This window comes from Lyngbya aestuarii BL J (genome assembly GCF_000478195.2).
Lineage (GTDB): Bacteria > Cyanobacteriota > Cyanobacteriia > Cyanobacteriales > Microcoleaceae > Capilliphycus > Capilliphycus aestuarii.
Genome location: NZ_AUZM01000021.1, coordinates 30,226 through 52,665, shown reverse-complemented (window position 1 = coordinate 52,665; position 22,440 = coordinate 30,226). Strand labels below are relative to the sequence as shown.

Here is a 22,440-nt window from a genome sequence, read left to right as displayed (position 1 = left end):
AGAAAAATGATCAAGCAAGCACCCCAGATCAATAGATCGGGGTGTATAACTGTTGAGTATCTTCGTTAAGATTCTAGAAAAATATTTCTAAATCATTGCCAGAAGGCAAGACTTTATGACCTTTAGATGGTAAAATTAGCAGTGCGATCGCTTCGGAAGTGCTAAACCCCGATCACCTTAATCTTCCCGTGATGCCACAAACGCGACTCTACTTTTTAGCAGACTCTTTTCCGCTTGATCAATACAGTGAGTTGGCGGATCAAGATCTGGTTTTTAGACCTCAAGCTTTTTTAGGGTTGACTCACATAACCCCGGTGTCAGCAGTCGAGACAAAACTGGCTTTCTTGGAGATTGAACAATCGACTTCAAATTGGGCAATCTCAACCCATCTAACGGATACAATAGCAATGAGTCCGACTGTTTCCCCCGTTATGAATCGCCCGATCAACATTTCCTCGACAATTATCTCTCAACAGTCTAATCGCCCCATCGAAGAATATCCACAAACTCAACAACCTGCTAACTCGGAAGTTCCACAAATACCGATTGGGTTATGGGGATTAATACCGATCTTAATTCTATTTGGTTGGGTTTCAGTTTGGATGCTAAGAAATCGTTCTTCCAAGTCTGAACCGATTACTAAAAATAATCAACCTTTATCCACCACTTCTCAATCGAAAAATCAAGCGTTAGAAACTACTCATTCAGCAACACAAACGATTTCTGAGACTGATTCTGTTTCATATCCTTCGATTTTAGAAGTGACGAATAGTGCAAAAATCGAGGATAAATCGTTAGAAGAAAGTTCTCAATTTAATCACTCAGAAGACGAGAAGATTAACGAGACTCCAGAAAATTTAGAAGAAGTTTCAACCCAAGAGAACCAAGAACCAATCCTTGCAAACATTAGGGCTGAACCGTTTGTTGTTCTTGATAATCAAGTGATAGAACGTTATCAAGATCACGACTTAGAAGCAGATCTTTGGCACGATACAGAAGAAAAAATAGAGGATGTTTCAGAAGTTGAGAATGAGGTCTTAGAAGTCAATCATCTTGATGAAACTCAAGAAAAAAATAAAAATCTTACAGAAGTTCAGGAAGAAGAAGTCATATTTTCAGCAGTAGAAAATGAACCGTTAGCAGAACAACAAAATAATCACATTGAAGAAACCGAACCTAGTTTAACACTATCAGTCACTCCAGAATCAGACAAGAATCAGATTGATCAGGTAAAATCTACTCAAACCTTAGCCAAATCGATAATCTTAGACTCAGAACCTATAATTTTAGACTCAGAATTAGACTCAGAAACCGAAACACAAGACGATCAATTCAAAAATATTGAATCTGAAGAACTTACCATTGATTTTGCGATCGCGGAACTGGTAAAGACGTTAGAAGAAGATCAGATTAAACCTCCAGAAATCATCACTAATCTTGCAGAAAAAGAAGAAAAAACCACAGAAAGTTTAACAGAAAACTTAACAGACAATTTAACACAACCCGGAAATGTTGCCTTAACAGGTGGAGTGGCGTCGAGAGTGAGTACAGAATCTCTCGATACTGTCAACGAACCCCAAGAAGCAGACGAGATAGAAGCCCCAGTAGAGGCGAGTGAAGCCATTGTCGATCAGTCTTTACACACTGAAACTCCAGAAATAGAAAACATCAGTGCGGCAACTTCTGATACTCTAGACTCAACAGCAGATAGTTCTACGCGAGTTGGCGGAGCAATAGCAGGAATGGCTTTTCCAGAAATTGACAACGGTTCAGATTCTGCCTCGGATTCTAAATCAGACAACGCCCAAGACATCAAGCAGACAACAGACACAATCAGTTCAATGACAGATGTTCCTCGACCACAGACAGGGACCTCTCAGCCAGCGACAGTGACCGCTTCTAATCCCCCAAAGCAACCCAAACATTCCGAAGTTGCTTCTAGTATTGTAGAGGCTTCAGTAGAGGCTTCAGAGGAAGAATCCTCTCTCAGTGATCACGAAAGCTGGATTGTTCTCGAACTTCATGATCCTGAGAACCTCTATGCTTATTGGAATATCCTCGACGAAGATAGACAGCAAATCCGTCAACAGGGAGGACAACAGTTTGCACTGCGTTTCTACGATGTGACCTTTATCGACATGGATGTTCAAAAGCCTCACAGCTTACAAGAGTATGAATGTGAGGAGTCGGCTAAAGAGTTATATATCCATGTGCCGATGAAACAACGGGATTATATTGCAGAAATCGGCTACGTGACAGAAGAAGGTCGTTGGTTAAAGTTAGTTCGTTCCACTTATATTCACTTTCCCTGGGATTTTCCTTGGCCAGAAACCCCCCCAGAAACAACTGATGAAGCTGAGGATGAACCCGTTGATCAACCGGAAGAAGAAACGGCTGAACCGACTGATCAAATTGAACCTTCTCTAGAAGATCACCCAGAAGAAACAGAGACAATTACGGATGTTGAACAACCGCAAACTCAATCGGGTTTAGACGTGATTTCAACAGAAGAAACTGCTGTGATCGAACCCCCATCTACATCAGTTAAACATCAAGAATTAGATCAAAATATTCCCTCAACAGAAACAGTTAAAACGACAAGAAAACCGAATATAAGTTCTCCAAAACTAGAACAACCGAAGTCGGTTCAGAAGGTGGAAATATTTTCCATAGAAAGTCCTCAGTTAGTAGAAGAACCAGCAAAAAAAGCCTCAACCTCGGCGGCAGAAACGCTTTCAGAGGATGAAACTCAGTCTAATATTGCGGCAACTAAATTTAATCTCGGACAGTCAGAGACAACTGAACAATTGGCAGTAGTCGATGAAGGGTTGCCTAAGTTACCAGAAGGTTATGGTGAAACAAAAATTGTTCTTTTACCAATTGATCCCAACTTTATTTATGTGTATTGGGATATTCCCAATGAAGATCGAGAAAAGTTACGCCAACAAGGAGGAAAACAACTCGCCTTACGGGTGTGTGATGTGACAGAGATTGATCTCGATACTCAAGATCCTTATAGTGTTGAGTTTTATGAGTGTGATGAACTGGCGCGTGAATGGCATATTTCTGTACCGATGAGTGATCGCGATTATCTGGTTGAAATTGGTTATATTACCAATAATCAGCGTTGGTTACTGTTAGCGCGATCGCTTCATGTTCGGGTTCCACCGATTTATCCTTCAGATCGCGAAGACTATCAACAAAGAACAGTCACTTGGGAAGAAAATTTACGGGGAAACTTTTTTTTTAACTTGAGATCTACTGATTCTCTTTTGTCTTTTCTGAATAAAACAATAGAGATGTTTCAGAATCCTTTCTCAAACCCAATAACCAGTTAGAGAATTGTCATTAAAGTCTTACTAGCTGCTAGTCTCTGGCTAACAGCAGTTTTTCACTGTTTTTATCAGGTTAATTTTAGGGTCAGAATCACCTGAAGGGGTTAAGGTTGACATCAAATTTCACTAGATTTAATCTTTTTACTGTTGTTTCTATCGGATATTTGACTTCATTAAACCAAAACTAAAAAGAGTGCTAACCTAATTAAAAATGAGGCAATGATATGAACTTAAATCTCAGTGGTTGGGCTTTTGTTTTGATCGCTGCGATCAATAACTCGATGGGGAGTTTACTCCTGAAAAAATCCCGTTTAGTTGCCACAGATTCTAGTCTTCTCGGCTTACTGTTGTCTCCTTGGTTTCTTGCTGGATTAGGGGTTTATGGTATTAACGTGATTTTATACGCCAAAGCCTTAGAAAAATTGCCCGTTTCTGTCGCTTATCCCGTTTTTGCTTCAATTGGATTTGGTTTAATTGTGCTGGCGGGGGTTTGGTTCTTTGGGGAACGATTGGAAATTAATCAATGGATAGGGTTAGGAATGATCCTCGCAGGGATTATAATCATGTCACGTTAAGAAATACCAGGATTATGATTCTCTCTTAACGAAATGTCAGTGGTGTGAGTGAGGACTGGAAAATGAAAGAGACTTATTCAGAAAAAATCTCTTTATCTGCAAAATCCAATGAGATTCAAGAGGGTGATTCTTCTCTAGAGTCTCAACAAAGTCAAGGTTTAGAGATCATTAAATTATTGCGTCCTCATCAATGGACAAAAAACCTTTTATGTCTAGCGGGGGTGATTTTTGGGGAACGATTATTAGAACCTCAGTCTATCATTTTGAGTGGGTTAACCGTTGTTTTATTTTCGGCAATGGCCTCAGCCGTTTATATCTTTAATGATATTCAAGATGTAGAACGAGATCGCCGACATCCGAAAAAACGATTTCGCCCAATTGCGAGTGGTAAAATTAGGATTAAAACTGCTTTTTGTATTGGGTTATTTTTAGCAACATTTTCAATTGTGGGAGCCTCTCATTTAGGATGGGCAACTTTAACCTGTGTATTACTTTATGCTATCAATAATATCTTTTATTCTCTCCATCTTAAAAATCAACCTCTATTTGATGTGAGTTGTATTGCCTTTGGTTTTGTCTTGCGACTCTTAGCTGGAATTTATGCTTTAGGCGATATTCCTACGGCTTGGATTACCCTCTGTACGTTTTTTCTAACTCTATTTTTAGGATTTGCCAAACGCCGAGCCGAACTGTTAGCCCTTCTCAATCAAAATATTAATTCTGAATCAACATCAAATTTAGAATCAGAATTTCAACCCCATCAAACCCCGCTTATTAATCGACATTATCTCCAACTCTTTTATCAACGCGGTCAAGCCAATAAACAACGTCCTGTTTTAGAACAATATACCCTTCCTTTCCTAGATTCTTTACTCAATAGCACCGCAACCATGACGATTATGTGTTATGCGTTGTTTACCATTGCCTCAGATAAAAATCCCTCACTGGTGATCACGGTGCCGATAGTTTACTATGCCGTCATGCACTATAAATGGATGGTGACAGTTCTGGCGATTGGAGAAGAACCGGATCGGATTGTGCTGAAAGATCGGATGATTAAATTAAGCTTAATAATTTGGTTAGTTGCCTATCTAGCGATTGTATATTTAGACATTCATTTGTTTGTCTAAATCGAGACGATAATCACCGTAGCTTAACCTTTGATTTTTGTCTCGACAAACCAGAGATTAAAAAATCTGCATCATCTCTGACAACCACTCGCCAAAAATGGGTGAATAATGAAAGTTTAACTTGTGTTAGGAGTAAACAACTCATGGGTCGCGCTACGAAAGCTGTATTAGCCTATTCCGGTGGAGTCGATACCTCTGTCTGTATTCCCTATTTAAAAAATGAGTTTGGAGTCGAAGGAGTCATCACGCTAGCCGCTGACTTAGGACAGGGAGATGAACTCGAACCGATTAAGCAAAAAGCACTTGATTCGGGTGCCGAGGAATCTCTTGTAATTGATGTGCGGGAGAGATTTGTCAACGAGTTCGCCTTTCCCGCCATTCAAGCCAATGCGTTTTATGAAAATCGCTATCCCCTCTCAACGGCTTTGGCTCGTCCACTGATTGCTCAAATTTTAGTCGAAGCTGCCGAAAAATATGGGGCGGATGCGATTGCTCACGGGTGTACCGGAAAGGGAAATGATCAGGTGCGCTTTGATGTTTCAATTACCGCACTCAACCCGAAACTCAAAATTCTCGCTCCCGCCCGGGAATGGGGAATGAGTCGGGAAGAAACCATTGCTTATGGGGAAAAATGCGGAATTCAGTCTCCGGTGAAAAAGTCCTCTCCCTATAGCTTAGATCGCAATTTGTTGGGAATGGCAATCGAAGCCGGGCCACTTGAAGATCCTTGGGTAGAAGCCCCCAAAGATGTCTATCGCCTCACCAAAGCCATTGAAGACACACCCAACGAGCCAGAATATGTAGAAATTGGCTTTGAAAAAGGGATTCCCGTCAGTTTAAACGGAGAATTTCTGGGCGGAGTCGCTTTGATTACCAAGCTGAATGAAATGTCAGGTAATCATGGCGTTGGACGAATTGACATGATTGAAAACCGTTTAGTCGGGATTAAGTCTCGCGAGATTTATGAATGTCCGGCGATGACGGTGTTAATTCATGCTCATCGGGATCTAGAAAGTTTAACCTTAACGGCAGATGTGACGCGCTATAAGCGGGGAATTGAAGAAACCTATAGCCAGCTTGTTTACAATGGTTTGTGGTTTAGCCCGTTGAAAGGAGCGCTCGATGCCTTTGTTCAGCAGACGCAAGAAAGAGTGACTGGAATCGTGCGGGTGAAATTGTTTAAAGGCAATGCAATCATGGTTGGGCGTCAATCTGCAAATTCCCTCTATAGCATGGATTTGGCAACTTATGGATCAGAAGATGTCTTCGATCACAAAGCGGCTGAAGGGTTTATCTATATTTGGGGATTACCGACACGAGTGTGGTCTGAGAAACTGAGACAGTAAGGGCAAATTCAGCCTACATTTAGATCTCCGACAAACAACATTAATAAGCCCGCCCTGATCGTTATTTTGTAGGGGCGGGTTCCGCGAAAATGTATGTGTTTTTAGCAACAACCGATCTGAACCCACTCAACACATTAACAGCCTTTCCCACGGGTGACGGTGAGGGGTTGATACAGATTGGCGATCAATATACATCTCGGTGGAACCCGCCCTTACAATACGGGTTACTGTCTTTAAAGGGAAAGCAGTAAGGGTTTAAATCCGTGTTTAATCGAGACTCGACCGATCAGATCCATTTTGTCAACAGTGATTTGATTGCGCCCCCAAGAAAAATTGGTGTAAATTTTTTCAAACTCCAGCAACATCGACTCTGCAAAACAGGCAAACAGTTGACGGGCGGGAACTTGCATATTGACAATTTTCATAATTCTCCAGTCAATATCGAGAGAATGTTCCACAATACCGCCTTCTAAGATGTGAACGCCGGGGTGTTGAAGTTTAGTCGCCATATTCTTCGGATAACCCCCATCAATTAGCAAACAGGGTTGCTTTAAGGTCGTCGGATCGAGCTCTACCCCTTTGGGCATACTCGCCACCCAAACCACCACATCAGCCTGGGGAAGTGCTTCTTCTAGCCCTAAGATTTTGCCTCGTCCGAGTTCGCCTTGCAGGTTTTGTAAGCGTTCGCGATCGCGAGCAATCAATAACAATTCTCCCACCTGAGTTCGTTGGTTAAGCCAGCGACAAACCGCACTGCCAATATCTCCTGTCGCGCCACAAACTGCAACTGTCGCTTTGGATAAATCAATTCCCAACTTCGGCGCCATTTGTTCAACTTGACTGCAAATAATGTAAGCGGTGTGGGTATTTCCGGTTGTAAACCGCTCAAACTCTAGCTTGATATTGCGGACTTGCTTAATCTTCTCTAAGTTAAAATTCTCAAAAATGATCGAGGAGAATCCACCCAAGGCGGTGATATTAATGCCGTGTTTTTGAGCATGAGCCATCGCATTAATGATCTTGCGTGTCGCGGCTTTAATGCGACGACTGGCTAACATTTCGGGTAGGAAACAGGATTCAACATAACGGCCTTCGATAACTTGGCCTGTAACGCTTGTCACCTTAATTTCATCCACAATTTGGGGAGGCGCACTGCACCAAAAATCCAACCCTTGATCGGCATATTCTGGATAACCCAAGTCTTTAGCAACCAACTGGGCGTGTTCCAAACTTGTCAGATGACCAATTAAACCAAACATAGTCCGTCACTACACTTTAAATAGATTTTAGATTGTAACTTGAGCGAGGGCTGGATGTCGGTGAGCCGCTTTGGCTGTTTACAACTTACAGTGAACAGTTTTTCAGTGTTATCAGCTCTCAGTGATCAAGTTTTTCATTCACTATTGACTGTTCACCGTTGACAATTGGTGATTCACTGTTGACTGTTCACTGATTGATGCGTCCCTTATGGTTCAGGATTTAGGCGCCTTTAAGACCGTAAGCAGACATCCGCATGATTTCCCGAGTGGTAAAACCCATGTTGTTTAGAGCTTCGCCATAAGCAATCATAAAGTCTTCAACGAGAGCATCTTTTTCCATTCCCAGGATGTGTGCATCCTTCTCAACTTCATTGAGCATTTTCCACACAATGGGTAAGTTTTGGCTGTTGGCTTCTTCGAGTTCAGCCTTAGATTCCTCAAAATGAGCCTTGAGCCATTCCTCACCAAAGTTGAGGTGCATATACTCGTCTTGAACCACCCCTTCTGTGATTTTGCGAGCAAAGGGGTCAGCAACGGGAATATAGATATTGTAAGCTGCGATCGCAAAGCTTTCGATAATCAAAGATTGAATCAGTAAGCAAGTGACCACTTTTCCTTCTGCGGCTGCATCTTGAAAGTTCTGATGCAATTGACTAAAGAATTGGCGAGCATAGCCCATATCTGGAGTCACTTCTAGATTACGACCACAGGCTTGGAATCCCTTCATATGACGCTTTTCCATCTTGGAGAGGCGCACTAACTCGTCTTTTTCATGGGGTAACATTTCACCCAGCTTGATGTAGTTATCGTGGGCTTCTTGTTCCCCCTCGATTACAATCGCATTAATTCGGCTGTAGGCATCTTTGTAAGTGTTGGTGTTAAAGTCGATTTCTGCAATAGCTTCAAGCTGTGGCATAAGTTTATTAGCTCCTCATCACAAATGAGTTCAATGAGTTTACGATTGATTTTGACAGAACGCGAGATCTTGAAGGATCAAGTTCGCTTTTGGGTTGGGGCATGGTTTAAGATCGGATTCGATCTCAAACGCTTAGTCTAACGCAAACATACGTTTTTTTTTAGATTCAGCGTTCACCAGGTCTGGAAGTGATTCGGCGCTAACATCAGACTGTTGTTGATCTGATCACCCTCTTCGGAGAGGATTGAAATCACACTCAATGTTGATTGACCGATTACCCTTCCTACTTAGGAGAAAATACTGAGCCTATAGTTACTTTACCTATTTAAGCGAAGATTTGGCTAATTTTGTCCCCTCTGAGGAAGGATTGGTCAATAAATTCATCTAAATTCCCATTTATATAAGTTTCACTTAATTGTTTGGTTTATTCCTCATACAAAACTTATGATAAAATTGATACAATCCTCAAAATTTCTCAAAAGCTTAAGTTTAGCTTTACTATTGCTAGGAGCAGTAATCGTACTCCTACCGCTCGTGATTGTGGTGCTGACTTCATTTTCTCGCGTCGGCTCTGTTAACAATCCCGGAGAGTTCACTCTGGCGAACTACCAAGAGGCATGGGAACGGGGTAATTTTTTGTTAGCCTTTGCCAACTCTACTCTCGTTGCTTTGGCTGTAACTGGATTTCAGATCCTTACTTCGGCTTTAGCGGGTTATGCGCTGGCTCGTTTACAGTTTCGTGGACGACAGGCGGTGTTACTGATTGTTTTAATGTCTCTGATTATACCCTTTCAGTTGTTGGTAATTCCTATTTTTCTGGTTCTTAAGTGGGGACATCTGATCAATACCTACGCGGCTTTAATCTTACCAACTGCTGTTAATGGGTTTGGGATTTTTCTCCTCCGTCAATATTTCCTAACTATTCCCGTGGAATTGGAGGAAGCGGCGGCTCTTGATGGGGCGAACCGTTGGCAAATTTTGTGGCAAGTGATTCTTCCCTGCGCTAGACCTGCATTAGTGACTCTATTTTTGTTTACCTTTATTGGGGAGTGGAACGATCTATTTAAACCCCTGGTTTTTACCACTCGGCCTGAACTCCAAACTGTACAGTTAGCCCTCGCTGAATTTCAAGAACAATTTACCAGTAATTGGTCTTTAATGATGGCAGCCGTCGTGATTTCGACAATCCCTGTCGTTGTTTTGTTTCTTCTGGGTCAACGGCAATTTATTCGCGGTATTGCGGCGACTGGAATTAAAAATTAGAGTTCATAGTTGCTCAAACTATAGCTTCTATGTAATGTGATGGTGTGCATTAGCTCTCTCAACCCGAGATTAATGTTGGAGTAGAGAACCAATAAAAACTTAAATTATGCAACCCGACCATTCACAGCTTTTTCCGTCTCAACCTATCCCGGACAATATTCGTCTCTGGTGTTGTACTCGCAGATCATCGACACCCAATGTTCAGTATGCTCATTCTATGCGTCGTCGAGGCTTGAGCGTCTTGGAAATCTATTTTTGTCATCTGCGGGGGACTCTGCTGGTATGGGAGTCTTTACCCAATTCCTCTCTCCTCCCCACTAAACTCGCCACTCGCCTCACTCATCTGGGTCTGATTTAACTTGATCGTTTTGCCGTTGTGAAGAATTGCTTTTCTATTGTCCAACTCGCCCAATTGCTAAAATTGACCGAAAAACCCTGATTTTAAAATCAAGCTCAATTAAGTTGGATTGTATAGAACCTCTCATTAGGAGCAATAGAAGCAATGACGGCAGATCAATTTCAAGTTTTAGTCGATAGACGATATGCACGAGCAGGATTTGTGATTACTCAACTGATTGAAACTGAATGGCGACGGGTACTACGAGAACTCGATGGTCTTGATGTAGACGGCTGTGAGGTTGCAAGAGCGGCCTATTTGCTTGGACAATTTCAGATGCTAGATAAATTAATGGCGGCGTTGTCAGAAGGGAGTTTGAGTTCTGATTATGAAATCGAAGCTCAATGGCGTGAGAAACTCGTAGAACGGGTTGTCGAAGGATTTAATTTAGATTTTAATACCCCTCAATCTTCACTGAGAAGATACAAAAGTTTAGCCCAACAAGTCGCTGAGGTGTGTGGACTAGAGGTGGTTGAGGACTAAAGTCTTGATGAAGAAGCTCGGGGAGGATAAACTCGCTCTACCGCTCAATCTCATCCTCCCCCATTCTTCGCATTTAAGCTGAGAGTTCCTGCACTAAGACAAATGGATCTACAATCAGTGCATTGAACCGTTGAGATCGGTTATTGTTCCACACACTGACCTGCTCCATAGAAGGTTTGTAAATGAGTTGTTCATTGATCCAACTCTGTACAGAAGATGTATTATCGTTGGCGATTGCCTCCCCCACATCGAGTAAATCAAGGTCTTCGTTGACCACTACAACCACTTCTCGTTCGTGATGAGGAATCAACCATTCCCATCTAGCTTCATCTAAGTTTTCTGCGAGTTGTTCTCTCAATTCCGGCATAATCTTTCCTGAGTTCTTAACCACAGTCTTAAAAGACGTTTTATTAGTCTAACGTTTATGGGGATAATTTTGTTTGGATGACCCAGATTGATCTATCCTCACCAAACAATCTAACGCTGACATCGATTCTACTCCGTTGAAGGATTCTATTATTTATTTTAGACTTAAACCGGGTATTTTCAGCGGGAAGTGATGGGTTATAACTGCTAATCCCTGACCGTCACACAATTGCGATTATTACGCTTAGAAAAGTATAGGGCGCTATCGACTCTTTTGATTAGACTTTCCACCGTATCATCGACTCTGTATGCAGAAACACCAAAACTAGCAGTAATTGTCTTTTCAACGCCTGAAAATTGATGACACTCAATCTGACTTCGCAACTTCTCAGCCAGGTGAGCCGCGTTAGTTAGTTGAGTCTCAGGACAAATCACAATAAACTCCTCTCCGCCCCAACGTCCCACTACATCTGTCTTTCGCAAGTTATTCTTCAGAATAAATGCAATTTCTACCAGAACAGAATCCCCAACATGGTGGCCGTAGGTATCATTGATCTGTTTAAAATGATCTACATCCAAAAGAACAACAGAAAAACCAAGATTATATCGGTTTGCACGAAGAACTTCCTTTTCAGTTTCTTCATCAATGATATGTCTATTGAATAAGCCAGTTAGCTTATCGGTTTTATAGAGAAAATCTAGCTTCTTATTCGCTTCAATCAGTTTTTTGTTATACCTAGAGATCATCAAGTTTCGATAAAACAGCAAAGATAAAATAACAAGAGATACACCCACGACTTCCCAAAAAAATACATAGTCAAATCCCTTATCATAACTCACAGATATCCAGTTATAAAATATCTTTTGACGCTCTTCAGAAGAAATAGTAGCAATGGCTTTGTTGATGATCGAGAATAATAGCGGTCTATCATTTCTCACGGCAATTGACACATCATAATCCAAATCAAGCTCACCCGAAATTTTCAAATTGGGCATTCTATTCGTTTTCAGTTGATAGCTAATTGTCGGTAAAGTATCGATATATCCATACACTTTCTTTTTCCGCACCATTTCCAATCCAGTCCGGGCGTCAGGAACTTCTTTTATGATCATCTCAGGATATTTTTTGCGGAGCAATTCAATAGCTGCATACCCTTTAATTAGGGCAAAACTTTTGCCTGCAACCCGCTCGAAATCAAGAATAAATATTTCCTCTAAATTGGTAGCAACAACCAATGGCAAAAAGATATAGGGTTCGCTAAAATTCAAAAATTCTTTACGCAATGGTGTGGGAACAGCCCCCGGAAGAATATCACAGGCTCGTTGTCGGGCGAAGGACAAAGATTCATCCCAAGAACTTGTTTTTACTACCCGGAATTCTTTTCCAATGCTATCAGAAATAATCTTCATATAGTCGGCGACTAGACCCAAATAATTACCCTTTTCATCTACTTTTTCATAAGGCATCCAATCGGGGTCAACGCAAATTGGGATGAAATCAATTTTAGAAATATATTCTTGTTCTTCTTGATTAAAATTGGGATTTACTTCATAATTGATAGAATAATTTTGGGGGATATTATCTGTATAAGCGATGCCTTTAAACTTATTATTAAGGATGCCTATCGCCTCGTTTTTTTGGGTTTCAAGAGTAACCCGTGACTTCGATTCAATTAACCCGGGTTTACCCCCGATGATTATCCTATTTTCAGCATAGGCATAATCTTTCACTGGCACTACAAACAGCACCACGAATAAGATCAGAAACAGGATCAATCTACAATATGCTATCATCTTTAAATTCCCCCAAAATAAGACTTACTTTTCAGGTTAGTATTTTCACCCTTTCTATAAAATAATTGACTCAACGCAGTGTTTAACCTCTCAATTCTAAATTGGGTTTTTCCAACTTTAAAACATGGCGAGACTTGATCAAAGCAATATAATCTAAAATTCGATCCATGAGTTGATCGGGCAGGTTTTCCAGTTCTTGGGTGAGTGGTTCTTTGGAAGTCATAGGTTTATTATTAAATCATATCTAGGAGTATTCTTGATGAGGCGAGCATCAATAGTAAAGAAATACATCCGTCTCTAGTGACTGTTATCTTAATGATATACTAAAGTTCTTGGCAAAATCTTCCAAAACTTGACTAAATATTTTTGTATTAACTTTTGGCAATAGCCACTCTTTTTGTTTCCCCTGATTCGGGACAAACGAAACCATAAAGCCATACCCATTTATATTGCCACTTGATTTTGGCTGTCGGTACTTCTGTCCAAGGTATCCAAACTCTTTTATATATAGCGCTACGTGCAGCTCATTTGGCAAAAGGCAAGACCGCACTGCCTCAACTTTTCGCTTTTACTAATGTCCTAACCGCGCCGGCGTAGTGCTATAAGAATTTAGGCTCCGAAAATAAGAGAAGTATTAGAACCCGATTTCGGATTAGATTTCATCTCGAATTGTATTAACTTTCATCGACCCAAGTCGTGCATCGTGTTAATAACATCAGTACACTTTCGGGTTAATGCTTCGAGTTCCCCGCGTTGAGTTGAACGAGGCGGATCAATCAGTTCCCCAATGCGAACGGTTACGGGTACGGGTCGGGGCATGGTCGAACCTTTGCGAACAATGGCTTGAGTTCCCCACAAACACACAGGTAATAGCGGGGCGTTGGCTTTCGCGGCAATCATCGCGGCACCCAATTTAGGGCTGTGAATGCGACCATCGGGGGTGCGAGTTCCTTCTAAAAATAAACCTGCTGCCCACCCCTGTTCTAAGGCGGCTAGAGCGGCTCGAATGGCACTGCGATCGGCTGATCCCCGTTTAACTGGATAAGCGCCATACAAGCGGATAGCATCCTTGAGAACAGGAACATCAAATAATTCTTCTTTTGCCATGAAAGCGACAGGTCGGCGCATACAGCTAGACAAAAGAGGCGGATCAAAATCACTGGCATGATTGCTGACAATAATCAGTTTTCCCTGTTGGGGTATGCTTTCGGCTCCATAAACTTTTCCCCGAAAGTACACCCGAAACAGGGGATTGACAACGGAATGCTTAAATAAATAGTAGAGAATTAAACTCTCAACGGGTTCTCGATTCGCCACTGCTTATCAACATTGATCGGATGATATTTAGACTATCAGGTTTTTGAACGTTCTGAAACTAACGCACAGAAATTGATCGAGTCGGTACTAGCTTTTAGAACTTACCTGAGCTAAAACTTCTTCCATTTTGGAGAGTTCTACTGCTCCTGAGAAGGTTTCGCCATTCATCACGAAAAAGGGTGTTCCGGATATTCCCAAAGCTTGAGCCAGTTCGAGATCTTTTTGAATGGCAGTGGCGGCTTCCTGACTTTGGCGATCGCGATTAAACTGTTCAAGGTCTAGGTTTAAATTGTTAGCGATCTCGAGGTAGAGATCTTCACCCAATTGTTCTTGTTGAGTAAATAAAGCATCTTGGTATTCCCAGAATTTTCCTTGTTGTTGAGCAGCCCAAGACGCTTTTGCTGCGGGGAGTGCTTCGGGATGAATTTGACTGAGGGGTAGGTGCTTGTAAACGAGTGTGACTTGTCCCTGATGCTTATCCATAAATTGTTTAATGGTTTGATGAGCGCGGGAACAAAAGGGACATTGAAAGTCGGAGAACTCTAACAACACGATCTCCTGACTCGATGCTCCGGTTGTCGGCGAGCTACCAATAATCGCACCCGGATCGGTTTTCATCTGTTCGAGGAAAGACTCTCGGGAACTTTGAAGATTTTGTTGCTGTTGCTGTTGGTAAGCTTGTACGGACTCTAATATTGCTTCGGGGTTGTCACGAATCACTTGAATCACCTGCTGTTCAAACTCGGGACTCACTTTAACTGTGTTGGCGGACTCTCCGGGTTGTGAGCATCCTCCTAAGCTGAAGCAGAGGGTTAAAACGGTTGTGGCGAGCCACAGCTTTAACTGACGATACTGTTTCCAAGCGGTCGAGATGTTCATAGAGTTTATCCTCTTTGATCAAAAACGCAAATCTACGCGACACTTTTACCTTAAACCTTAAGTTGTAGGTTTGGGTGTCGCGTAGAAATCGTTTAAGTTTTTAAAGGGTTTTGAGGAAATCGGTTAAACGGCAACCTTGGCGGAAATATAACCCAACTCCTCTAATTTATTCATCACCTTAGCGACACTCTCAGATAATTCTTCGAGGTCGGTGCGACATTCAACTTCTGGGTTGAGAGGGGGTTCATAGGGATCGTCAATTCCTGTAAATTGTTTGATTTCACCTGCTCTGGCTCGTTTGTATAAGCCTTTGACATCCCGTTCTTCACAAGTTCCCAAGGGAGCATTGACAAAAACTTCTACGAAGTCACCAACGGTTTTACGAACTTCTTCGCGAACTTCGCGATAGGGAGAAATTGCTGAGACTAACACAATAACACCGTTGCGGGTGAGAAGATGAGCAACAAATCCGATCCGGCGAATGTTGATGTCTCGGTCTTCTTTGCTAAAGCCCAAACCTTTAGTTAGGTTTTCGCGCACGATATCGCCATCTAAAATCTCTAACTGGCATTCTTTAGCACGTAATTCCTCAGCTATTGCACGAGTAATTGTGGTTTTTCCTGCACCACTCAACCCCGTGAACCACACTGTTACACCTCGGCGCTGCATCAATTGTATTTCTCCTGCTAAGTGACAACTAAACAATAAATTGATTATCGAATCATCTCTATTGAGACTTGACTATCAGGACGAGTTTTTCCTGAAATCACTTACACCCCTCTGCACTCGTACAACCAACGATCTGACTTAAAAATCGTAATGGATTGACTGCATGAGTTGCAAATCTATTCTTACCCCATATTACTCGCATAGAACTAGGGAACGTCAAGATCCTGATTGTTATTGTCACCTACCTTAAGTTCGATTTAGACCCAATTGCAGGAAATCTCATAGATTTTGCCGAATATAATTGAGTAGGTGGTGATCAATAAACGTTGAATCCGAAAAGGTGAATTACTGACAGATAAGGACTTACAGCGTTTTGCCTTTTACACTTAATTCCGACTACCGACAAGCAACAGAGAAGTCGTTTGCTTCTACTGATAGGCGATATTCCTCGCTTAGAACTACGATTGCTTGTCGGGTGGGGTCGGGGTTAGATTTTTAACTGCATTCATCTTTTTCATCAATTAGGAGATTTGAATAATTCTATAAACTTGTACTTATTTCGATAGAATGATTGATTTTTATATCCAAAGTCTGAGGCAATTGCTTGAAACTTAAATTAATATTATAACTACATAATACTTGGAAACTAGATAATTAAGTTAAGCTGATTTTTTTTATTGAGTCTTTCTATGGTATTTCCTCAGCCCGAATAAACTTTAGATTTATTCTAGAAGATAACGTCCCCGAAATTCCCAAGTCTCGATAAAATAAAGACAAACGAAAACTGCAACTTAAAATTTGATTACCACTTTAGTGGTCAATTTTGTCAACTCAAAGCTCACTGTCTAAGAAAAACCCCTATGGCTTCATATCGTCAAGTTAAACAATACCTCGCATACTGGTTACAACTCGGTAAAAAAGTGATGATTCATAATGGAGATCAATCTCTATTACCGAAACCCTTATTTGAGGGAGATCACTACAGCCCCGAGTTTGAAAAATGTTGGCAAGAAATCCTCTCTTCAGAGTCAGGAGACTGTTACTTAGAAGGCACAGATGTCTCCATTAATGAATTATTGACCTCGAATTGGGAGATTGATCAATGCGCTCGATGTTCAATGCCTGTCATATTCCGAACGAAGGGAATGCCTCCAAGCTGCTGTCCTTGCTTTGATTTACCAACCTGGCCGAACTCAGAAGTGCCTCAACCGAGACTTCCAGCCAATACACGACAACATCTATCTGAGATTTATAATCGCCTGGTCAAGTCTAGTTCAGATGAGATTGAAAGTGCATGAGCTAATATTGTTACAATAGTTAACAATACTGCTCAGACTTAATCCTGTACTTTATGGATATCAAGACGGTATCGCCGACTTTGCCCTTGGTTGATTCACAAACCCCCACTCCTATGAGAGCCACACAGCTAGATCCCGTTGATCCCGTTGCATCTAATACTGTAGATGTGCGATCGCAACTCGTAACCGTTGAAGACATTCCCACCGCAGGGGAATCCGAGGCGGATCAATCTTATACCAATCCCCATGTTTCTCTCCGTTACGATCCGTTTGCCATTGCCGATTATTACCGCTCCCGCTTTTTAAAAGTCTGGGGACGGCTATTAACGGTGATCTGGAAATTTTCCTCCCTCGCTTTAGGAATCTGGCTTGATCGCAAAAGGGGATGTGCAGAAAAAAATGAGGGGAAGCGGGCTACCCAACTCCGCGTCACACTGACTCAACTCGGCCCAGCATTTATTAAAGTTGGACAAGCTTTATCTACACGACCCGATTTAGTGACTCCGACTTTCTTAGAAGAATTAACCAAACTTCAAGATCAACTTCCCCCGTTCTCTAATGAAATTGCCTATGGTTTTATCGAAGAAGAACTGGGAGGAAAACCAGAACAAATCTACGCTGAACTTTCGCCCGATCCCTTAGCAGCCGCTTCTTTGGGACAAGTCTATAAAGGAAAACTGAAAACAGGCGAAACCGTCGCCGTTAAAGTGCAACGTCCGGGTTTATCAGAATTGATAGCACTCGATATTTACCTGTTGCGAACCCTGGCAATTTGGGCGCAAAAAAATATTACCCAAATCCGCAGCGACTTAGTAGCCATTATGGATGAATTTGGCTACCGAATTTTTGAAGAAATGGACTACACCCACGAGGGTCACAACGCGGAACGGTTTAATGAACTCTACGGTCATTTACCCGACATTTATGTTCCTAAAATCTATTGGGAATATACCGGAAAACGAGTGCTAACGATGGAGTGGGTGAATGGAACTAAATTAACCAATTTAGATGAAATTCAAGCCAAAGGAATTGATGCTCGTTATCTAATTGAAGTGGGCGTACAATGTTCTCTACGTCAATTACTTGAACATGGATTTTTCCATGCTGATCCTCACCCCGGTAACTTACTCGCCAGTCCTGATGGCAAGTTGGTTTATCTCGATTTTGGGATGATGAGTGAGGTTAAACCCTATCAACGCTATGGCTTACTAGAGGCTGTTGTGCATTTGGTTAATCGAGACTTTGAGGGATTAGCCAATGATTATGTCAAATTAGAATTTTTAACCCCTGATACTGACCTAACACCGATTATTCCCGCTTTAAGTTCTGTTTTTAATGATGCGCTCGGTGCGAGTGTGGCAGAACTTAACTTCAAAAGTATAACCGATAAACTCTCGGCGTTGATGTATGAATATCCCTTCCAAGTTCCGGCTTATTATGCGCTGATTATTCGTTCATTGGTGACTCTAGAAGGAATTGCGATTAATGTTGATCCCAACTTTAAGGTACTCAGTAAAGCTTATCCCTACGTGGCTAAACGCCTATTAACTGACCCGTCTCCTCAACTGCGTACTTCCCTGAAAGATTTGCTGTTTAAAGATGGTTCTCTGCGCTGGAATCGTCTAGAAAATCTGTTAAAAAATGCTCGGAATAGTGATGATTACGATATTAATCAAGTTCTTGATCAGACATTAGACTTTTTATTCTCAGAACGGGGGGAGTTTATTCGAGAAAAGTTAGCCAATGAAATTGTTAAAAATGTCGATTTGGCTTCTCGTAATGCTTTGACAAACGCACAACTGAAGGTGGCGGAGTGGATGGGGATCAAACCCTCCTCATCGAATGGAACAAAACCTGTCGCCACATTAAATCAAAATCAGAGTAATTTAGAACATATTCAGCGAATTGTAGCCATTTTGCAAGAGACTCAAGGGTTTGACCCGATGATTTTGGTGCAGAAAGTTCCGGACTTATTGGCCAAGCCAGAAGTTCGTCAACTGGGTCAACAGGTGGCGGGTGAATTAGCCCAAAAAACCGCAGCACGGTTAATTCGTGAACTTTTGATTTCTGAAGATCATCCAGAAACCCAGAAAAACGGACATCGTTCTTCGTCTCAACCGCCAACCAAACCGTTACCTCCTGTGTCTCTACCTGCGGGTTATTAGTTAGGGTTTGATTTCAATCGTTAATTCGCCTAGAAGTGCTAGGTCAATTATTGATATACTCCCCCGTTGAAAAAATAGGGGGATTTTTAATCCCAGTTAACTTTTGATTCTTTGATCTGACTTATTGAATCCAATTTCTGGTTATTTTACCAGAGTCTAACTGTCTTATTCCGAATGAATAGGGCAGTTTTATAGTTTTTTATTGATTTTATTAAGAACTCATTTTTATAGATTCCGACTGAAATTTTCCCGATCTTTGTTAGGAGGGAAAACTTAACCAACTGAATAAAGTATTCACTGAGAGTTGTAAATCTGCTAACACTTCAAGCACAGGTAAAACTTGTTCACCTTCAAAAGATTCTAGTTGTTGATCGGGTTTAAATACTAATACTAATCGTTCTTTGGGATCAACTAACCAACCCAACTTTGTTCCTTTTTTAAGACAAAATAAGATATTATTAATGACGCGAGTCGTATTTTGACCGGGTGATAAAATTTCAATTGTCCAGTCGGGTTGGATGTTAACATCATTCCTAATTTCACCTTCTTCATCAAGGGGAATATTCGCCCACTCAAACACAACAATATCCGCCACAATTGAACGTTCACTAAACGAACAGCGTAACTCGGGAAAAGCACAGGCTAACCGTTGTTCTTCTCCGATTTCGCTAATGGCGTCAATTAGACATTTTTGAATACGACTATGTTTTCCTTTTGGCATGGGTTTTTGATAAATTTTTCCGTCAATATACTCGCTAGCAGGTGTAGTTTCAGGTAAAGCTAAAAACTCATCTAGAGAGAGGTTTTCGGTTTTGGGTCTATCTGAGATTGTCATAACTTTATTGCTCTTAAACTCATTCCATTATTCAGATATAATTCTAATTATATTAACACAAATCAAGGAAAAATAATGATAATTTAAGCTAGATCGTAAGGTTTAGAAGAATATGTTTATAAAAATTGACTTGAGATTTTAACACTGTTTGTCTTTCAGGGAGAAGGGAAAGAATAAAGTTTTTGAAAATTTGTGAGATAATTTTTTATTTTAAAAATGACAAAATTTTACTTAAGTAATCGGCAAACAAAAGCGAAATATACTTCCTTTACCCAATTCACTTTCAACCTCTATTTTACCCCCTTGAAGTTCAACTAAACGCTTTGTAATTGCTAATCCAATTCCTGTTCCACCCCATTGACGCGATCGCGATCTTTCTCCTCGCCAAAACCGTTCAAAAACATGGGGTAAATCTATTTCAGAAATTCCTACTCCTGTATCAATAACTGCTACCCAAACAAAGTTTAAATTTTGCCAAACTTTAAGGGTAATTGAACCTATTTCTGTATAACGAATTGCATTTCCTAAAAGATTAACTAAAATTTGTTCTGTGCGATCTAGATCAGCAAAAACAGTTGGTAAATTAGACGGGCAATCTAAGTTTATAACAGGCCCATCTTCTAACAGTTGATCCCCAAAACGAGCGACTAAACACTCTAAAAGTGGACGTAAATTTAGAGGCTGAGGATTGATCACTAAATACCCGGCTTCTGCTTTGGAGAGTTCTTGTAAGTCATTCACTAACCGTTCTAAACGGCGTGTTTCTCGGATTAAGCGGTTATAAAGTTCATCAGAAGGTTGAATTTGGCCTTCTGCCATTTCTTCTAAATATCCTCGTACAACTGTTAAGGGTGTTCTCAATTCGTGAGTCATATCACTAATCAATTCTCGACGTCGCTGTTCAATTCCCTCGATGCTTTCTGCCATACGATTAAAGCTTAAACTCAGTTGATTGAGTTCAGGAATTTCACTTTTAATCATACGTTCGTCTAGGTTTCCGGCTGCAAATTTTTGGGTAATTTCTCGCATTTGAGTCAAGGGTTGAGTAATTCGTTTAGCGACCCAATAACTCAACGCACCTGCGGCAGTTGCACCGACCCCAACTGACCATAATGTACTCCGATTCCACGTGATTTCAAACCCCCGAACTAGGTAAGTTCTCACAGAACGAACGTTAAAAAATTGGGTTTGTTCAAGACGTTCAAGTTGTAAAACAAATAAACGAGGGGAATATACTTTACTCATTAAAATAAAGCTACCCAGTCCGACTCCCATGACTAACAAATGAGACAAAAGTAAACGCGATCGCAAGTTTAGCTTAGGCATGATTGATGCTTGACATTATCACAGTAGAAAAAATCGATGACCATTTCTGACTCACAATTCTATAGTGTTTTTTAAAGGAATGAGGATCACTCATTAACCTCTCCCCAAGTTTGATCACTTGTCTGTTGTCGAGTCTTCAAATTTATATCCTGTTCCTACAACTGTTTTGATAAACTGAGGATGAGTTGGATCGGGTTCAATTTTTTTTCGGAGTCGGGCGATATGAGTATCGACTACTCGTTCATCTCCAAAAAAGTCATCTCCCCAAAGTTTATCAATTAGTTGAGTTCGGTTCCAAACCCGACCCGGATAACTCACCAGAGTAACCAGTAAATTAAATTCTAAAGGACTTAAATCTAGGAGTTCTGAAGTTTGAGGGTCGAGTTGTCGGTAAGCCAAATGTTGATCGAGATCAATGGTAAAATGAGTCGTGCGGTAGACTTGGCTTTGTCCCCCATGACGCAGACTACGACGCAACAAAGCCCGAACCCTGGCGACTAATTCTCGGGGACTGAAGGGTTTGACCAAGTAGTCGTCAGCCCCGGTAGACAAACCAATCACCCGATCAATTTCTTCTCCTTTTGCTGTTAACATCAGGATATAGGGATCTTTTACACCCGATTGTTGACGAATACGGGCGCAGACTTCTAAGCCATCAAGACCGGGAAGCATCAAGTCAAGAACGAGAAGGTCTGGCTGCTGATTTTGAAACCATTCTAAAGCCCCCCAACCGTCACGGGCGGTTTCACAGGAAAACCCCTCATTTTCTAATGTTTGTTGGATGAGTTGGGCGATTTCCCCGTCATCCTCCACAATCAGAATTTTCATTGAAAGTTGTGAATGGAGAGTGAAGTATCCTCTCCAGCTTACGCTAATTGGGGGCAAGCCATTTCAAGGTGAACTGTATCTGACAAGACCGAAATCTTCCCCGGTTGGCTTTAAAAATATTCTATCTAAAGGTAGAAAATTGAATGTGAAAAACGCTCAGATTCGGTGGCTAAAATCCCTAAAACCGCTACTATGCAAGTATTTTAGCAGAAACTTTCCTAAGAGGGTTGTTCGTTTTTTCTCACATGATAGGCTGCAA

Annotated in this window: 20 protein-coding genes; 9 read left to right on the top strand and 11 right to left on the bottom strand. The window is 41.2% G+C overall.

Annotation, left to right across the window (positions count from 1 at the left end):
* Positions 1 to 191 precede the first annotated feature (191 nt).
* From M595_RS32280 to M595_RS11160, 4 genes are all read left to right on the top strand, one after another.
* Positions 192 to 3,338: a DUF4912 domain-containing protein gene (locus M595_RS32280; protein WP_023066345.1), complete on the top strand. Its 3,147-nt coding sequence runs from the start codon at positions 192 to 194 to the stop codon at positions 3,336 to 3,338.
* A 221-nt stretch (positions 3,339 to 3,559) separates the two neighbouring features.
* Positions 3,560 to 3,910, top strand: coding sequence for a DMT family transporter (locus M595_RS11170; protein ID WP_023066288.1), 351 nt, complete (start codon positions 3,560 to 3,562; stop codon positions 3,908 to 3,910).
* A 62-nt stretch (positions 3,911 to 3,972) separates the two neighbouring features.
* Positions 3,973 to 5,040, top strand: coding sequence for a UbiA prenyltransferase family protein (locus M595_RS11165; protein WP_023066341.1), 1,068 nt, complete (start codon positions 3,973 to 3,975; stop codon positions 5,038 to 5,040).
* Between the two features lie 143 nt (positions 5,041 to 5,183).
* Complete coding sequence (locus M595_RS11160; protein ID WP_023066298.1) at positions 5,184 to 6,386, top strand: argininosuccinate synthase; 1,203 nt, start codon at positions 5,184 to 5,186, stop codon at positions 6,384 to 6,386.
* 233 nt (positions 6,387 to 6,619) lie between these two features.
* Here M595_RS11160 and M595_RS11155 read toward each other — a convergent pair whose 3' ends face one another.
* A complete protein-coding gene (locus tag M595_RS11155) occupies positions 6,620 to 7,645 on the bottom strand; it encodes a long-chain acyl-[acyl-carrier-protein] reductase (protein ID WP_023066310.1) in 1,026 nt (341 codons plus the stop codon).
* 220 nt (positions 7,646 to 7,865) lie between these two features.
* The gene (locus M595_RS11150; protein ID WP_023066316.1) at positions 7,866 to 8,561 is read right to left on the bottom strand and encodes an aldehyde oxygenase (deformylating); all 696 of its coding nucleotides are present in this window, start codon (positions 8,559 to 8,561) and stop codon (positions 7,866 to 7,868) included.
* A gap of 444 nt (positions 8,562 to 9,005) precedes the next feature.
* Between M595_RS11150 and M595_RS11145 the strand changes: the two genes are divergently transcribed.
* The 3 genes from M595_RS11145 to M595_RS11140 all read left to right on the top strand — a co-directional run bounded on the left by M595_RS11145 (position 9,006) and on the right by M595_RS11140 (position 10,704).
* Positions 9,006 to 9,824, top strand: a complete 819-nt coding sequence (locus M595_RS11145; protein ID WP_023066346.1) for a carbohydrate ABC transporter permease — start codon at positions 9,006 to 9,008, stop codon at positions 9,822 to 9,824.
* A 106-nt stretch (positions 9,825 to 9,930) separates the two neighbouring features.
* The gene (locus tag M595_RS30610) at positions 9,931 to 10,182 is read left to right on the top strand and encodes a hypothetical protein (protein WP_152983562.1); all 252 of its coding nucleotides are present in this window, start codon (positions 9,931 to 9,933) and stop codon (positions 10,180 to 10,182) included.
* 144 nt (positions 10,183 to 10,326) lie between these two features.
* The gene (locus tag M595_RS11140) at positions 10,327 to 10,704 is read left to right on the top strand and encodes a hypothetical protein (RefSeq protein ID WP_009783013.1); all 378 of its coding nucleotides are present in this window, start codon (positions 10,327 to 10,329) and stop codon (positions 10,702 to 10,704) included.
* 73 nt (positions 10,705 to 10,777) lie between these two features.
* On the opposite strand, the gene M595_RS11135 is transcribed toward M595_RS11140, so the two are convergent.
* The 6 genes from M595_RS11135 to cysC form a co-directional block, all read right to left on the bottom strand.
* Positions 10,778 to 11,071, bottom strand: coding sequence for a DUF2288 domain-containing protein (locus M595_RS11135; RefSeq protein ID WP_009783014.1), 294 nt, complete (start codon positions 11,069 to 11,071; stop codon positions 10,778 to 10,780).
* A 206-nt stretch (positions 11,072 to 11,277) separates the two neighbouring features.
* Positions 11,278 to 12,822: a diguanylate cyclase gene (locus M595_RS11130; RefSeq protein WP_161809818.1), complete on the bottom strand. Its 1,545-nt coding sequence runs from the start codon at positions 12,820 to 12,822 to the stop codon at positions 11,278 to 11,280.
* 124 nt (positions 12,823 to 12,946) lie between these two features.
* Positions 12,947 to 13,087, bottom strand: coding sequence for a hypothetical protein (locus tag M595_RS31135; protein WP_023066284.1), 141 nt, complete (start codon positions 13,085 to 13,087; stop codon positions 12,947 to 12,949).
* A gap of 458 nt (positions 13,088 to 13,545) precedes the next feature.
* Positions 13,546 to 14,181 carry a lysophospholipid acyltransferase family protein gene (locus M595_RS11120; RefSeq protein ID WP_023066331.1) on the bottom strand — a complete coding sequence of 212 codons (636 nt, stop codon included), beginning with the start codon at positions 14,179 to 14,181 and terminating at the stop codon, positions 13,546 to 13,548.
* Positions 14,182 to 14,268: 87 nt separating this feature from the next.
* The gene (locus tag M595_RS11115; protein WP_023066354.1) at positions 14,269 to 15,060 is read right to left on the bottom strand and encodes a DsbA family protein; all 792 of its coding nucleotides are present in this window, start codon (positions 15,058 to 15,060) and stop codon (positions 14,269 to 14,271) included.
* Positions 15,061 to 15,183: 123 nt separating this feature from the next.
* The gene (gene cysC, locus M595_RS11110; protein ID WP_023066313.1) at positions 15,184 to 15,729 is read right to left on the bottom strand and encodes an adenylyl-sulfate kinase; all 546 of its coding nucleotides are present in this window, start codon (positions 15,727 to 15,729) and stop codon (positions 15,184 to 15,186) included.
* An 860-nt stretch (positions 15,730 to 16,589) separates the two neighbouring features.
* On the opposite strand from cysC, the gene M595_RS11105 reads away from it, so the two are divergent.
* Complete coding sequence (locus M595_RS11105) at positions 16,590 to 17,027, top strand: hypothetical protein (RefSeq protein WP_023066285.1); 438 nt, start codon at positions 16,590 to 16,592, stop codon at positions 17,025 to 17,027.
* A 53-nt stretch (positions 17,028 to 17,080) separates the two neighbouring features.
* Positions 17,081 to 19,192, top strand: coding sequence for an ABC1 kinase family protein (locus M595_RS11100; RefSeq protein WP_023066347.1), 2,112 nt, complete (start codon positions 17,081 to 17,083; stop codon positions 19,190 to 19,192).
* A gap of 259 nt (positions 19,193 to 19,451) precedes the next feature.
* Here M595_RS11100 and M595_RS11095 read toward each other — a convergent pair whose 3' ends face one another.
* From M595_RS11095 to M595_RS11085, 3 genes are all read right to left on the bottom strand, one after another.
* A complete protein-coding gene (locus M595_RS11095) occupies positions 19,452 to 20,027 on the bottom strand; it encodes a Uma2 family endonuclease (protein ID WP_023066325.1) in 576 nt (191 codons plus the stop codon).
* Between the two features lie 231 nt (positions 20,028 to 20,258).
* Complete coding sequence (locus M595_RS11090) at positions 20,259 to 21,353, bottom strand: sensor histidine kinase (RefSeq protein WP_023066361.1); 1,095 nt, start codon at positions 21,351 to 21,353, stop codon at positions 20,259 to 20,261.
* 114 nt (positions 21,354 to 21,467) lie between these two features.
* Positions 21,468 to 22,181 carry a response regulator gene (locus M595_RS11085; protein WP_040483954.1) on the bottom strand — a complete coding sequence of 238 codons (714 nt, stop codon included), beginning with the start codon at positions 22,179 to 22,181 and terminating at the stop codon, positions 21,468 to 21,470.
* Positions 22,182 to 22,440 lie beyond the last annotated feature (259 nt).